At 70.4% G+C, this 13,693-nt stretch carries 11 protein-coding genes; 9 read left to right on the top strand and 2 right to left on the bottom strand.

The window, feature by feature from the left end:
• Positions 1 to 132: 132 nt before the first annotated feature.
• Positions 133 to 1,764, bottom strand: a complete 1,632-nt coding sequence (locus ACFVTF_RS33345; RefSeq protein ID WP_387817808.1) for a transporter — start codon at positions 1,762 to 1,764, stop codon at positions 133 to 135.
• Positions 1,761 to 2,648: an ABC transporter ATP-binding protein gene (locus ACFVTF_RS33340; RefSeq protein ID WP_387817807.1), complete on the bottom strand. Its 888-nt coding sequence runs from the start codon at positions 2,646 to 2,648 to the stop codon at positions 1,761 to 1,763. The genes ACFVTF_RS33345 and ACFVTF_RS33340 overlap by 4 nt, the downstream gene beginning before the upstream one ends.
• A 253-nt stretch (positions 2,649 to 2,901) precedes the next feature.
• On the opposite strand from ACFVTF_RS33340, the gene ACFVTF_RS33335 reads away from it, so the two are divergent.
• The 9 genes from ACFVTF_RS33335 to ACFVTF_RS33295 all read left to right on the top strand — a co-directional run bounded on the left by ACFVTF_RS33335 (position 2,902) and on the right by ACFVTF_RS33295 (position 13,595).
• Positions 2,902 to 3,465 carry a DUF1707 and DUF4190 domain-containing protein gene (locus ACFVTF_RS33335; RefSeq protein WP_371518416.1) on the top strand — a complete coding sequence of 188 codons (564 nt, stop codon included), beginning with the start codon at positions 2,902 to 2,904 and terminating at the stop codon, positions 3,463 to 3,465.
• A gap of 421 nt (positions 3,466 to 3,886) precedes the next feature.
• The gene (rpsL, locus tag ACFVTF_RS33330) at positions 3,887 to 4,258 is read left to right on the top strand and encodes a 30S ribosomal protein S12 (RefSeq protein ID WP_014144289.1); all 372 of its coding nucleotides are present in this window, start codon (positions 3,887 to 3,889) and stop codon (positions 4,256 to 4,258) included.
• Between the two features lie 2 nt (positions 4,259 to 4,260).
• On the top strand, positions 4,261 to 4,731 hold the full coding sequence (rpsG, locus tag ACFVTF_RS33325; RefSeq protein ID WP_030055803.1) for a 30S ribosomal protein S7: 471 nt from the start codon (positions 4,261 to 4,263) through the stop codon (positions 4,729 to 4,731).
• A gap of 39 nt (positions 4,732 to 4,770) precedes the next feature.
• A complete protein-coding gene (gene fusA / locus ACFVTF_RS33320; protein WP_371518417.1) occupies positions 4,771 to 6,876 on the top strand; it encodes an elongation factor G in 2,106 nt (701 codons plus the stop codon).
• Between the two features lie 234 nt (positions 6,877 to 7,110).
• Positions 7,111 to 8,304, top strand: a complete 1,194-nt coding sequence (gene tuf / locus ACFVTF_RS33315) for an elongation factor Tu (RefSeq protein WP_031063092.1) — start codon at positions 7,111 to 7,113, stop codon at positions 8,302 to 8,304.
• Positions 8,305 to 8,469: 165 nt separating this feature from the next.
• Complete coding sequence (locus tag ACFVTF_RS33310) at positions 8,470 to 9,459, top strand: glycosyltransferase family 2 protein (RefSeq protein WP_387817806.1); 990 nt, start codon at positions 8,470 to 8,472, stop codon at positions 9,457 to 9,459.
• Positions 9,456 to 9,887 (top strand): GtrA family protein, encoded by a 432-nt coding sequence (locus tag ACFVTF_RS33305; protein WP_387817805.1) that lies wholly within the window; start codon positions 9,456 to 9,458, stop codon positions 9,885 to 9,887. Before ACFVTF_RS33310 ends, ACFVTF_RS33305 begins: the two co-directional genes overlap by 4 nt.
• A 182-nt stretch (positions 9,888 to 10,069) precedes the next feature.
• Positions 10,070 to 12,136, top strand: coding sequence for a hypothetical protein (locus tag ACFVTF_RS33300; protein WP_387817804.1), 2,067 nt, complete (start codon positions 10,070 to 10,072; stop codon positions 12,134 to 12,136).
• Positions 12,137 to 12,260: 124 nt separating this feature from the next.
• The gene (locus ACFVTF_RS33295) at positions 12,261 to 13,595 is read left to right on the top strand and encodes a hypothetical protein (protein WP_350877099.1); all 1,335 of its coding nucleotides are present in this window, start codon (positions 12,261 to 12,263) and stop codon (positions 13,593 to 13,595) included.
• The last annotated feature ends 98 nt before the right edge of the window (positions 13,596 to 13,693 follow it).

Below are 13,693 nucleotides of genomic sequence, written 5' to 3'. Positions count from 1 at the left end.
CCGTCCCCGTCCTGCTGCGCGCGCTTGCCCACGGTGTGTCCCTGCTCTCCTCGACGGTCCGGCCTCCCGCCCATGATGCCGGAGCGCCCGGCCCCGTCGACGGGACCGGGCGCTCCGGGTGACGCAGGCGACTCAGCGCTCGACGGCCTTGGCCAGGATCTCGGGGGCGCGCTCCAGCAGCCGCCCGGCCGCGAAGCGGATGCCGAGGGCGGCGACCAGGGCGCCGTAGAGCGGGCCGACCAGCAGGACCGGCCAGGTCGGGCCGGCCGAGAGCAGCGCCCAGCCGAGGTAGCCGCTCACCGGCAGGGAGAGCAACGCCACACCGAACAGCGAGCCGAACTGGTTCACCAGCACCAGGCCGCCCTGCCCGGGGGCGGCGTTGCGCATCGGGTTGCTGTCGGCCGGCATGGTGTACGGCGCCAGCACGCTGAGCGTCGCGCCGAGCGCGACGCCGCAGCCGAGCAGGGCGAGCGCGAGGCCGAGTGCGGACGGCAGGCCGGCCCAGTCGCCGGTGGCGGCGGCCAGTACGGGCCCGAGCACCAGCGTCACCGGAACGGCGTACGACAGCACCGCGTAGGCCCGGCCGCGCAGCTCGTCCCGGGCGTCGGCCGGGGTGAGCAGGGTGGCGGCGACCATCCAGAACGCCGAGCCGTCCATGCCGAACAGGTTGAGCATCTGCAGCCCGAGGAACATCCCGGTCATCGCCAGCAGGTAGACGCTCGACCAGCCCTGGACCATCGACAGCACGCAGATCACCAGCGTCATGCCGATGCTGGTGAACACCGCGGCCTTGGCCCGCGGCTCCCGCCAGGCGTACCGGAGGTGGCGCTGCATCACCGCGCCTACGCGGCCCTCGGGCAGGAAGCTCCAGCCGCGCGAGCTCTGCACGCCGCGGGCCACCTCCAGGGTGGAGGAGTCGGCGGTGACCATCAGCTCCTGGAGGCTGCCGCGCCACCAGCGCAGCAGCAGGGCGAGCAGCGCCGCGGCCGCGGCGAGCTGGAACAGCGCCAGCCCGTACCGCCCCTCGCCGGCGGTGCGGGCGGCGTCCGCCGCGCCGACCGGCGGCAGCCAGCGCAGCACGGAGGCGATCGGCGCCAGCGGGCTGAGGTCGAGGTGGTCCCCGGGCCGGCCGAAGACGCTCTGCGAGCCGACGTTGGCGGCCTGCACGAGCAGGGCGAACAGCAGTCCGCCGAAGATCGCGAAGTCCTTGCCGCGCCGGCTGGAGAGCATCCGGGCGTTGCCGGCGGCGACCGCCCGGGAGAGCGTGACCAGGCAGAGCACGGCCAGCGGGACGCCGACCAGCGCGGCCGCGGCCGAGGCACCGCCGTTGGCGCCGGACAGCGCCGCGCCGGTCACCAGCACCATGCTGACCAGCGGGCCGGGCCCGATCAGCGCGGCCAGCAGCGAGCCGCGCAGCAGCGGGCCGGGCCGCAGCGGGAGCATGGTGAGCCGGGTCGGGTCGGCGCTCTCGTCGCTGGAGAAGAGGAACAGCGGCAGCGCCGCCCAGCCGAGGGTGAGCGCGCCGAGCAGCATCACCCCGGCGTCCCCGGAGCCGTCGAAGCGCCCGTTCAGCATGGCGAGGGCGAAGGCGATGCCGGCCGCGAAGGCCAGGCCGAGGACGCCGCCGATGACGTACACGGCGGTCCGGCCGGGGCTGCGCCGCAGGCCGTTGCGCAGCAGCCGCAGCTTGAGCGCGACCAGGGCGCGGACCACCGTCCGCCCGTCGGGCACCGGGGTACGGGCGGCCGCGGGGGCGGTGCTCACTGCCCGCCCCCGAGCTGCGCGCCGGCCTGCCCGCCGAGCTGCCCGTTGCCGGCCGGCGCGTTCCCGCCGGCCTGCCCACCGGCCTGTCCGCCGAGCCAGCCGAGCGCCTGGCCGTCGTCCTCGCGGACGCCGATCAGGCCGAGGAAGGCCTCGTGGAGGCTGCGCCCGCCGCGCACGGTGTCCAGCGGGCCCTGGGCGATCACCCGGCCGGCGTTGACCACGGCGACCCAGTCGCAGAGCTGTTCGACCAGTTCCATCACGTGGCTGGAGAAGACCACCGTGGATCCGGCCGCCGCGTACCGCTTGAGCACGCCGCGGATGGTCTGCGCGGAGACCGGGTCGACGCCCTCGAAGGGCTCGTCGAGGAACAGCACGTCGGGGTTGTGCAGCAGCGCGGCGGCCAGACCGATCTTCTTGCGCATGCCGGTGGAGTAGTCGGCGACCAGCTTGTCGGCGTCGCGGGCGAGGTCCAGGACGGCCAGCAGTTCCTCCGCGCGGCGGTCCACCTCGGCGCCGGGCAGGCCGCGCAGCCGCCCGTTGTACTGCAGCAGTTCGCGGCCGCTGAGCCGCTCGAACATCCGCAGCCCCTCGGGCAGGATGCCGATCCGGGCCTTGACCGCGACCGGGTCGGCCCAGACGTCGCCGCCGTGGATGAGGACGGTGCCCTGGTCGGGCCGGAGCAGGCCGGTGGCCATGGACAGCGTGGTGGTCTTGCCGGCGCCGTTCGGGCCGACCAGGCCGATGAAGGAGCCGGCCGGCAGCTCCAGGCTGAGTCCGGCGACGGCGGCCTGGCCGCCGAAGTGCTTCCACAGCCCCTGGATGCTGACGGCGGAGGGGGGAACGGGTACGGGGTGGTCGGACGGCGGCGGCGCTGACGCCTGCATGGCGGCCTTCTCTGTTCGCTGGCGGATGGGTGTCTCGGACTCAGCCTGTCACTGCGGAATCGGGCTGTCTCCCGAGTTGAGGATCCCCTGAGAGAGTGGGCCGAACGGGTGAGGCGCGCCGCCCGGACGGCGCGTTACGGCGGGTACCGGGCTGGAATTGGCAACTACTCAGCCCCGCCGTTCGTCCTGCACTATGAGGGACAGTGAGGGACAGCGAGGGGCGCGGGGCCGCGCCGGGTGCCGGGAGGTGCGGATGGCCGTTCAACCGTGGGGAGCCTCGGGCCCCGACGAGCCGGATCGCCGCGGGGACTGGCAGCCCCAGCCCGTCCCGAAGTCCGTCCCGCAGCCCGGGTTCCACACGGGGATGCGCGCCGGGCACGCGGACCGGGACCGGACGATCGACGTGCTGAAGGCCGCGTTCGCCGAGGGCCGGCTCTCCGCCGAGGAGTACGAGCAGCGCCACGAGCAGGCCTCCGTCGCGCAGACCTACGGCCAGCTGGCCGGGCTGGTGTCCGACCTGCCCTCCGGCCCGATGCCGGCGCCGATGGCCTTCGCCGCCCCGCCCGTCCCGGCGACCTTCCTCCCGCCGCCTCCGCCGCCGGTCCGCTCCGTCAACGGGCTGGCGGTCACCTCGCTGGTCTTCGGCCTGACCGGCCTCTCGCTGCCCGCGGTGGTCGTCGGGCACCTCGCGAAGGCCCAGCAGAGCAGCCACGACCGGGCCGGCGACTGGATCTCCACCCTCGGCCTGCTCTTCGGCTACGCGGGCTGCGCGCTCTGGACGCTGCTGCTCCTGGTGATGCTGCAGGTGCCGGTCTGAGCGGGCCGCCCCGGGCGCGTCCCGCCCCGGTGGCGGCGGTCGACGGGCTGTGGTAGAGCGGGTGGAGGGCGGCCCGACACCGGGTGGTCGCGTCCGGGACACTCCCGGGACATCCGGCCGAAGGTCGCGACCTGCGGCGTTGCATTTGTTTTGACCGCGCCCGATGCGCTAGGTACGCTCTGACCTTGTGCCTGGGGTGTCCCCGGGTCCTTGTGCGTGCATGCACACCGGTCGCCGCGCCGAGCCGGAGCGCCTTCCAGCGCCCCGCGCGTTGAGCGCCGTCGCTGTACATCAGCTCATGGGATTCCGTGTCGGAATAAGCCCAACACACCCGACCGCGTGGGTCGACCACGGGGCCGTGTGCGGGGGATCACCGCAGGTTAGTTTTACCAAGCCTTGGCACACAGAAAACGGAGAAACGGTGCCTACGATCCAGCAGCTGGTCCGAAAGGGCCGGCAGGACAAGGTCGAGAAGAACAAGACTCCCGCGCTGAAGGGTTCCCCGCAGCGTCGTGGGGTCTGCACGCGTGTGTACACGACCACCCCGAAGAAGCCGAACTCGGCTCTCCGCAAGGTCGCCCGTGTGCGCCTCACCAGCGGGATCGAGGTCACCGCTTACATCCCGGGCGAGGGCCACAATCTGCAGGAGCACTCCATCGTGCTGGTGCGCGGTGGTCGTGTGAAGGACCTTCCTGGTGTCCGCTACAAGATCATCCGCGGTTCGCTTGACACCCAGGGTGTCAAGAACCGCAAGCAGGCTCGCAGCCGCTACGGCGCCAAGAAGGAGAAGTAAGAATGCCTCGTAAGGGCCCCGCCCCGAAGCGCCCGGTCATCATCGACCCGGTTTACGGCTCCCCGGTCGTCACCCAGCTGGTCAACAAGATCCTGCTGCACGGCAAGCGCTCCACCGCCGAGCGGATCGTCTACGGCGCCCTCGAGGGCGTTCGTGAGAAGACCGGCTCGGACCCGGTCGTGACGCTGAAGCGCGCGCTGGAGAACGTCAAGCCGGCCCTCGAGGTCAAGTCCCGCCGTGTCGGTGGCGCGACCTACCAGGTTCCGGTCGAGGTCCGTCCGGGCCGCGCCAGCACCCTGGCGCTGCGCTGGATGGTCGGTTACTCCCGCGCCCGTCGCGAGAAGACCATGACCGAGCGCCTGATGAACGAGATCCTCGACGCCAGCAACGGCCTGGGCGCTTCCGTGAAGCGTCGCGAGGACACCCACAAGATGGCCGAGTCCAACAAGGCCTTCGCGCACTACCGCTGGTAGTCCCTACCCCGTCACTAGACAGAGAGAGAACGAGCCACCATGGCTGCAACCTCCCTTGACCTCGCCAGGGTCCGCAACATCGGGATCATGGCGCACATCGACGCGGGCAAGACCACCACCACCGAGCGGATCCTGTTCTACACCGGCGTCTCGTACAAGATCGGTGAGGTCCACGATGGCGCTGCCACCATGGACTGGATGGAGCAGGAGCAGGAGCGCGGCATCACGATCACGTCGGCCGCGACGACCTGTCACTGGACGGTCGACGACGTCGACAACACCATCAACATCATCGACACCCCGGGTCACGTCGACTTCACCGTCGAGGTGGAGCGTTCGCTGCGCGTCCTCGACGGTGCCGTGACGGTGTTCGACGGTGTTGCCGGTGTCGAGCCCCAGTCCGAGACCGTGTGGCGGCAGGCTGACCGCTACGGCGTCCCGCGCATCTGCTTCATCAACAAGCTGGACCGCACGGGCGCGAACTTCTTCTTCTGCGTCAAGACCATCGTGGACCGCCTCGGCGCGACCCCACTGGTCATGCAGCTCCCGATCGGTGCCGAGGCGGACTTCAAGGGCGTTGTCGACCTTGTCCGCATGAAGGCGCTGGTCTGGTCCGCCGAGGCCGCCAAGGGCGAGATGTACGACATCGTCGACATCCCGGCCGAGCTGCAGGAGCAGGCGAACGAGTACCGCGAGAAGCTCCTGGACGAGGTGTCGAACGTCAGCGATGACGTGATGATGCTCGCCATGGAGGGTGAGGACATCCCCGAGGAGCTGCTGTACGAGGCGATCCGCAAGGGCACCCTGGAGTCGGCCTTCACGCCGATCTTCTGCGGTACCGCGTTCAAGAACAAGGGCGTTCAGCCCCTGCTCGACGCGGTCGTCAAGTACCTCCCGTCGCCGCTGGACATCGAGTCGGTTGAGGGCACCAAGCCCAACGACCCGGAGACCAAGATCACCCGCAAGGCCTCGGACGACGAGCCCCTGGCCGCGCTGGCGTTCAAGATCATGTCCGACCCGCACCTGGGCAAGCTCACCTTCGTCCGGATCTACTCCGGCCGCCTGGAGTCCGGCACCTCGGTGCTGAACGCCGTGAAGGGCAAGAAGGAGCGCATCGGCAAGATCTACCGCATGCACGCGAACAAGCGTGAGGAGATCGAGTCGGTGGGCGCCGGCGACATCGTCGCCGTCATGGGCCTGAAGCAGACCACCACCGGTGAGACGCTGTCCGACGAGAAGGCCCCGGTCATCCTGGAGTCCATGGACTTCCCGGCCCCGGTCATCCGCGTCGCGATCGAGCCCAAGTCCAAGGGTGACCAGGAGAAGCTGGGTGTTGCCATCCAGCGTCTCGCCGAGGAGGACCCGTCCTTCCAGGTCAACACGGACGAGGAGACCGGCCAGACCATCATCGCGGGTATGGGCGAGCTGCACCTCGAGGTGCTGGTCGACCGTATGAAGCGTGAGTTCAAGGTCGAGGCCAACGTCGGCAAGCCGCAGGTCGCGTACCGCGAGACGATCCGTCAGGCCGTCGAGCGCATCGACTACACCCACAAGAAGCAGACCGGTGGTTCCGGTCAGTTCGCCAAGGTGCAGATCGCGATCGAGCCGCTCGAGCAGGCCGAGGGCTACGAGTTCGTCAACCAGGTCACCGGTGGCCGCGTGCCGCGGGAGTACATCCCGTCGGTCGACGCCGGTTGCCAGGAGGCCATGGAGTTCGGCATCCTCGCCGGCTACCCGCTGCAGGGTGTCCGCGTGAAGCTGCTCGACGGCCAGGCGCACGACGTCGACTCGTCCGAGCTCGCGTTCAAGATCGCCGGTTCGATGGCGTTCAAGGAAGGCGCGCGGAAGGCCAAGCCGGTCCTCCTCGAGCCGATGATGGCCGTCGAGGTCACCACGCCCGAGGACTACATGGGCGACGTGATCGGCGACATCAACTCTCGCCGTGGCCAGATCCGGTCCATGGACGAGCGTCACGGTGCCCGCGTCGTCACGGCGCTGGTGCCGCTCTCCGAGATGTTCGGCTACGTCGGTGATCTGCGCAGCAAGACCTCTGGTCGCGCGAGCTACTCGATGCAGTTCGACTCGTACGCCGAGGTTCCGAAGGCCGTGGCGGAGGAGATCATCGCCAAGGCCAAGGGCGAGTAAGGACCGGCGCCAGCCGGCTCCCTACGAGGCCGCGGCTGTCCCGATATTCGGGACGATTGCGAACCCTTAGGCTATTAGGGGGCGTCCCGGGAGGATCCGGTCGGATCCTCCCGGGGGGCCTCCGGCCCCCACCCCGCGGGACGGTGCGAGGTGCTTCCGGCACCTCGGGCCAAACCCGATCAAAGACCAACTGACGTCAGCACGGCGTACAGAACTGTCCTCAGGAGGACTGCAGTGGCGAAGGCGAAGTTCGAGCGGACGAAGCCCCACGTCAACATCGGCACCATTGGTCACATTGACCACGGTAAGACGACCCTTACCGCGGCCATCACCAAGGTGCTGCACGACGCGTACCCGGAGATCAACCCCTTCACGCCGTTCGACCAGATCGACAAGGCGCCGGAGGAGCGGCAGCGCGGTATCACCATCTCGATCGCGCACGTCGAGTACCAGACCGAGGCGCGTCACTACGCCCACGTCGACTGCCCGGGTCACGCGGACTACATCAAGAACATGATCACCGGTGCGGCCCAGATGGACGGTGCGATCCTCGTCGTCGCCGCCACCGACGGCCCGATGCCGCAGACCAAGGAGCACGTCCTCCTGGCCCGCCAGGTCGGCGTCCCCTACATCGTCGTCGCCCTGAACAAGGCCGACATGGTGGACGACGAGGAGATCCTGGAGCTCGTCGAGCTCGAGGTCCGCGAGCTCCTCTCGGAGTACGAGTTCCCGGGCGACGACCTGCCGGTCGTCCGCGTCTCCGCGCTGAAGGCGCTGGAGGGCGACAAGGAGTGGGGCGAGAAGCTCCTCGGCCTGATGCACGCCGTCGACGAGAGCATCCCGACCCCGGCCCGCGCCGTGGACCAGCCGTTCCTGATGCCGATCGAGGACGTCTTCACGATCACCGGTCGTGGCACCGTCGTCACCGGTCGTATCGAGCGTGGCATCCTCAAGGTCAACGAGACTGTCGACATCATCGGCATCAAGGAGACCAAGACCACCACCACGGTCACCGGCATCGAGATGTTCCGCAAGCTGCTCGACGAGGGCCAGGCCGGTGAGAACGTCGGTCTGCTGCTCCGTGGCATCAAGCGCGAGGACGTCGAGCGCGGCCAGGTCATCATCAAGCCGGGTTCGGTCACGCCGCACACCGACTTCGAGGCCCAGTCCTACATCCTGTCGAAGGACGAGGGTGGCCGCCACACCCCGTTCTTCAACAACTACCGCCCGCAGTTCTACTTCCGTACCACGGACGTGACCGGCGTCGTGACCCTCCCCGAGGGCACCGAGATGGTCATGCCGGGCGACAACACCGCCATGACGGTCGCGCTGATCCAGCCGATCGCCATGGAGGAGGGCCTGAAGTTCGCCATCCGTGAGGGTGGCCGCACCGTGGGCGCCGGCCAGGTCACCAAGATCATCAAGTAATTTGATGTTCTGACCTGTCTGTCCCGCACAGGCGAACCGAAGGGCTCCGCACACCCAGGTGTGCGGAGCCCTTCGGCCTTCACCGGCTCTCACGGGCTGCTCATGGCCGGCTGTTATTGTCGGGCGACCGTCCAGCCCGCCGTCGCGGAAAGTGGGATCCAACGCATGCCAACGGCACCACTGTTGTCGGTCGTGATGCCGATCTACAACGAGCAGGAGGCGCTCCCGCTGACCGTCGAGCGGCTGCGGCCGATCCTGGACGGGCTCGGGGTCGACTACGAGGTCGTGGGCGTCGACGACGGCAGCACGGACGCCACCCCCGTCGTCCTGCAGAAGGTCCGGCAGGACTGGCCGGAGTTCCGCATCGTCCGCTTCGCCCGCAACTCGGGGCACCAGGCCGCGCTCACCGCCGGCATCCACCGGGCGCGCGGCGACTACGTGGTGAGCATCGACGCCGACCTCCAGGACCCGCCGGAGAAGATCCCGGAGATGCTCGACCTGGCCCGCGAGCAGGGCTTCGACGTCGTCTACGGCGTGCGCGGGGACCGCGCCACCGACACCGCCTTCAAGCGCCGGACGGCCGGCGCCTACTACTGGCTGATGCGCAAGCTGGTCGGCAAGCGGATGCCCAACCAGGCCGGCGACTTCCGCCTGCTCAGCCGCGCGGCCGTGGAGGCCCTCAAGCAGCTGCCCGAGCACCAGCCCGTCTACCGGCTGCTGGTGCCGTGGCTCGGCTTCCCCAGCGGCGAGGTGGTGTACGTCCGGGAGGAGCGGGTGGCCGGCGACACCCACTACCCGCTGTCCAAGATGGTCCGGCTCGCACTGGACAGCGTGACCAACTTCTCCGCCGCCCCGCTGCGGCTGGCCACCTGGCTGGGCCTGGTGAGCTTCGTGGTCTGCCTGGTCCTCGCGGTCTACACCACCCTGTCGTACGCGCTCGGCGCGACCGTGCCCGGCTGGTCCTCGCTGTTCATCGGCATGCTCTTCATCGGCGCCGTGCAGCTGATCTGCGTCGGACTGCTGGGGGAGTACGTCGGCCGGATCTATTCGGCGGTGCAGGCCCGCCCGACCTACTTCGTCGGCTACGACTCGGCGGACGACGAACGGGCGCAGGACGCCGCGGCGCGGGACGACGAGCGGGGCACGGGCCGGTGACCGTCATCGAGGAACCGGTGGAGCCCGTCGAGCCGGCCCCGTCGACCCGCCGCCAGCTGCCGTCCTTCCTGGTCATCGGCGTGCTCAGCACCGTCTTCTACCTGGCGCTCTTCGTCGCCGCGCGGTGGTTCACCGACCCGCAGGCGGCCAACCTGATCGCGCTGGCCGTCAGCGCGGTGGCCAACACCGCGGCCAACCGTCGCTTCACCTTCGGGGTCACCGGTTCGCAGGGCATGGTCCGGCACCAGCTCCAGGGCGCGGTGGCCTTCCTGATCGGGCTCGGCCTGAGCGCGGGCGCGCTCGCCCTGCTGGACCAGGTGGCGCCGAACGCCTCCCGGCCGGTGGAGGTCGCCGGACTGGTCGCCGCCAACGGCCTGGCCACGGTGGCCCGGTTCGTGCTGCTGAAGATCTGGGTCTTCCGGGGCTGAACCGGGGCTGAACGGCGGCCGTTCCCACCGGTTCGCGGGCCGCTCACCCGGCCCCCTCAGCCCGTCGTGCCGACGGGCCCCTCGGTATGCTGTGGCTCGTAGCCTGCCCGCTGACGGTAGTGGAAGTCCGCACCCGGCCGGGGAGACGGGCGGCAGGGACTTGACCGAAGGGGCACGGCACCGTGTCGACCGTACATTCCTCGCCTGAGCGCGAGCTCCAACGTCCGACCGCACCGCCGGGGCCGCCGCCCGTGCCGACCGCCGGTGGACGGTCCAGGCGCAACCCGCTCGTGCTGGCCGGGGGGCTGGCCCTGTCCTGGCTGGTGCCGACCGGACTGGTCGCGCTGGACCTGGGCGTCCTGCTGCTGCCGCTGCTGCTGTTCTCCATAGCCGCCGTGCTCCGGGTCGGCGGCGTGCTGCTCGACCGGCTGTTCGTCGCCGGGCTGGTGCTCGCCGGTTCGGTGCTGACGTTCGGCCTGCTCTTCTCGCTCTGGCCGTGGGGCCTCTCGCCGGTCGCCACCAGCGGCCTGATGTTCAGCGTGGTGACGGTCGCCGCCTGGGCCGCCCGCCGCGGTCCGCGCCTGCCGTTGCGCTTCCGCTGGTCCGACCTGCTGGTCCTGGGCACCGGTTACGGCGTCTGGCACTACCTCTTCCACCCGATCGCGGGAACCTCGGCGGCCGAGCGGGTCGCGTACTTCGCCACGTCGGAGGACCGGCTCGCGCACTTCTCCTTCTTCTCCGGCATCCAGAACGTCGGCGGCTTCAACTTCCTCCACCAGGACGCGGCGCGGTCCTTCCTGATACCGCCGTCCGAGGTGACGTACCCGCAGGGCTCCCACTTCCTGCTGGCCTGGACGGACACCCTCGTCCACTCCGCCGCCGACTCCGGCGACATGCTCTACACCATGAACCGGTACTTCCTGTACCTGCTGGTGGGCTACGCGCTGTTCTGCGCCGCGCTGGTCTGGGCGGCCCGGTGGATCGGCGGGCCGCGGCTGCGCGGCTGGCGCTGCGCGGCGGTGTGCGCGACCGTCGGCGCGATCATGTTCGCGAGCAACTACATGGACCTGATGGTCCACGGCTTCGACTCGACCTTCATCGGGCTGCTGCTGATAGCGCTCGCGCTGGCCGTGCTGATCCGGCCGGCGATGGGCACCACCGAGTTCGTGCTGGCCGCGTCGGCCGGGCTGATCACCGTCACCTACGCGTACAACATCTACGGCGCCTTCGTCGGCGTGGCACTGCTGGGCGCGCTGGTGGCGCACCGGCGCAAGTTCGCCGGGCGCTGGTGGTGGACCGCCGGCGCGCTGGCGTGCGCGCTGGGCGTGGCCGCGCTGCCGAGCGTCCTGTCCGTGCTGGGCAACCTCGACGTGGCCAGTGCCTCGAACATGAACGGCCCGAGCGTCGGGGCCGACCGCTCCGTACTCATCGGCGGCGGGCTGCTCGGCCTGCTGGCCGCGGTCATGCCGCGCAACCGCCGGACCGCCGTCGGCCAGGCGCACCTCGCGGTCCTGCTCGGCACCGGTGGACTGCTCAGCGCCTTCGCCGCCTACCAGCTGCACACCATCGGCAAGTACTCGTACTACTTCCACAAGATGACGGCCGTGGGCGTCGTGGTCAGCCTGATATCCCTCGGCGCCGTCGGGGTCATGCTGCAGAGCCCGTACCGGGGGACCGGCCGCACGCTGCAGAGCCGCCTCGGCGAGCTGGCGATATCCGGCCTCGCCGTCGCCGCCGCGCTCAGCCTCTTCGCCAACGTGCAGTGGGGCTTCCTGACCACCAAGGACAACCCGTCCGCCTGGTCCGCCAACCCGCTGGTGGCCTGGGGGCGCGGCGAGTTCAAGGGGGACATGGGCCCCAAGGGTGCGCAGGCACTCGACATATCGAGCAAGGGCCCGGTCATCGCGCTCTTCGCCAACGACGACTACAAGAACCTCAAGGCCACCTGGCTCGCCTCGCTGCTGAACCGGCGCGGGGGCGACATGACGGCGCTGTACGACATCCACTGGGTGTCCATCGGCGGCCCCCAGGTGAAGGAGGAGGACTACCAGAAGTCCCTGGGCCGCCTCAAGGGAGCCATCGACAAGCTCCCGGCCGCGCCCGTCCCGCCGACCGTCCTGACCGCCGACCCCTCCGTGGGCGACCGGATCAAGCGGGACCTGGCGGCGCAGGGTGTGACGGTGACGGTGCTGAGCGATCCTCAGAACCTTTGGACGGAGCCGTGGTCCCGTACCTTCCCGGGGGTCTGAGCGTGGGGGCCACCGTCATCGGACGTTCACGGCTACCCGCTACTATTCACAGCAATCGCACGGCCGGGCCGGCCTCGTGCGGAGATGTGTGGCAAGGTCGGCCGGTTAATTCGGTGATCATGTGATGAAGAACCCGATCGCCAAGCTGCTCGGGGTGCTACCCCCGGGGGCCCGGCTCGTGGTCGGTGGGACGGTCGTGCTCGGCGCCTCGGCGTACGTCTACATGGCGCTCGTGGGCTACAGCCTGGGCACGGCCGGTGCGGCCAGGGTGACGATGCTCTGGACGATCGTGATGTCCGTCGGGTGGGGTCTGTTCCAGCCCGTCGAACTGGAGCTGACGCGGCTGGTCGCCGCCCGCAAGGTGTCCGGGGCGGGGGCACTGCCCGCGGTACGGCGGATGCTGCTGCTCGCCCTGGCGATCCTGGCCGCGGCCTGCGCGGTGCTGGCGGCCGCCGCCGGCCCGATCGCCGACCAGCTGTTCGGCGGCGACCGGACCCTCGTGGTGGCCCTCGCCGGCGGCATGGCGGGCCTCGCGGTGAGCTCGGTCTCCCGCGGCGCGCTGGCCGGCCTCGGGCTGTTCGGCCCCTACGGCACCCAGCTGGCCGTCGACGGTGCCCTGCGCATCGGCCTGGCCGCGCTGACCGCCGTCCTCGGGCTGCACTCGGCGCTGGCCTTCGGCCTGATCCTGGTGGTCGCCCCGGTCACCGCCTCGCTGATCGGCCTGCGCGGCATCCTCGCCGACCGCGCCCCCGGCCCGGAGGTGTCCTGGCGCCAGCTCACCAGCGGGCTCGGCCTGCTGATCGGCTCCGTGATGCTCAGCCAGCTGGTGGTGAACGCGACCGTCGTCTGCGTGCGCCTGCTCGCGCCGAAGCACTCCGAGGCGTCCGACGCCCTGGTCTTCGCCCTCGGCCAGGCCGTGGTGATGGCCCGCGTGCCGCTCTTCGCCTACAGCGCCCTCCAGGCCTCCATGGTCTCCGCGCTCTCGGGTGCCACCGCGGCCGGCGACCACGCCGAGTTCCGCAAGGTGCTGACCCGCACCACGGCGATCGTCGCGGCCATGTGCATCGGCGGCGGGCTGCCGGTCATCGCGCTCGGCGCCTGGCTCAACCCGCTGCTCTTCAACGCCAAGGACCTGCTCAACCCGCTGGACTTCACCTGGCTCGTCCTCGGCACGCTCTGCTACGTCCTCGCGACGGTATTCGGCCAGGCGCTGATGTCGAGCGCCCAGCACCGCCGACAGCTGGTGGGCTGGACGGCCGGTTCCGTAGCATTGGTTGCGGTCGCCCTCTCCCCGGGTGACGTCGGTCTCCGTGCCGAGCTCGCGTACCTGGCCGGCGCGCTGGTCAGCGCCGTCCTGATGCTGTGGGCGCTGTACCGCGCGTTCCCCTCCCGCCCCGCCGCCTCCGGGCACTCCGGGCTGGACAGCAGGAGCGCGGCCGAGCCGCTGCGGACCTCGTGACGGTGGGGGACCGGACTGTGACTGGCCGACGACGCCCGTGATCACCACCGACAGACAGACCGAGGCACGCGACGCCGTGCCGTTCGCCAAGCATGGAG

This window comes from Kitasatospora sp. NPDC057940, assembly GCF_042887425.1.
Classification (GTDB): domain Bacteria; phylum Actinomycetota; class Actinomycetes; order Streptomycetales; family Streptomycetaceae; genus Kitasatospora.
This window is presented reverse-complemented; position numbering and strand designations above follow the sequence as displayed.

What these genes read in the sequence shown, in the direction of transcription:
- ACFVTF_RS33340 (WP_387817807.1), bottom strand. Translation starts at nt 2,648, where the DNA reads ATGCAGGCGTCAGCGCCGCCGCCGTCCGACCACCCCGTACCCGTTCCC.
- ACFVTF_RS33335 (WP_371518416.1), top strand. Translation starts at nt 2,902, where the DNA reads ATGGCCGTTCAACCGTGGGGAGCCTCGGGCCCCGACGAGCCGGATCGC.
- rpsG (WP_030055803.1), top strand. Translation starts at nt 4,261, where the DNA reads ATGCCTCGTAAGGGCCCCGCCCCGAAGCGCCCGGTCATCATCGACCCG.
- fusA (WP_371518417.1), top strand. Translation starts at nt 4,771, where the DNA reads ATGGCTGCAACCTCCCTTGACCTCGCCAGGGTCCGCAACATCGGGATC.
- ACFVTF_RS33310 (WP_387817806.1), top strand. Translation starts at nt 8,470, where the DNA reads ATGCCAACGGCACCACTGTTGTCGGTCGTGATGCCGATCTACAACGAG.
- ACFVTF_RS33295 (WP_350877099.1), top strand. Translation starts at nt 12,261, where the DNA reads ATGAAGAACCCGATCGCCAAGCTGCTCGGGGTGCTACCCCCGGGGGCC.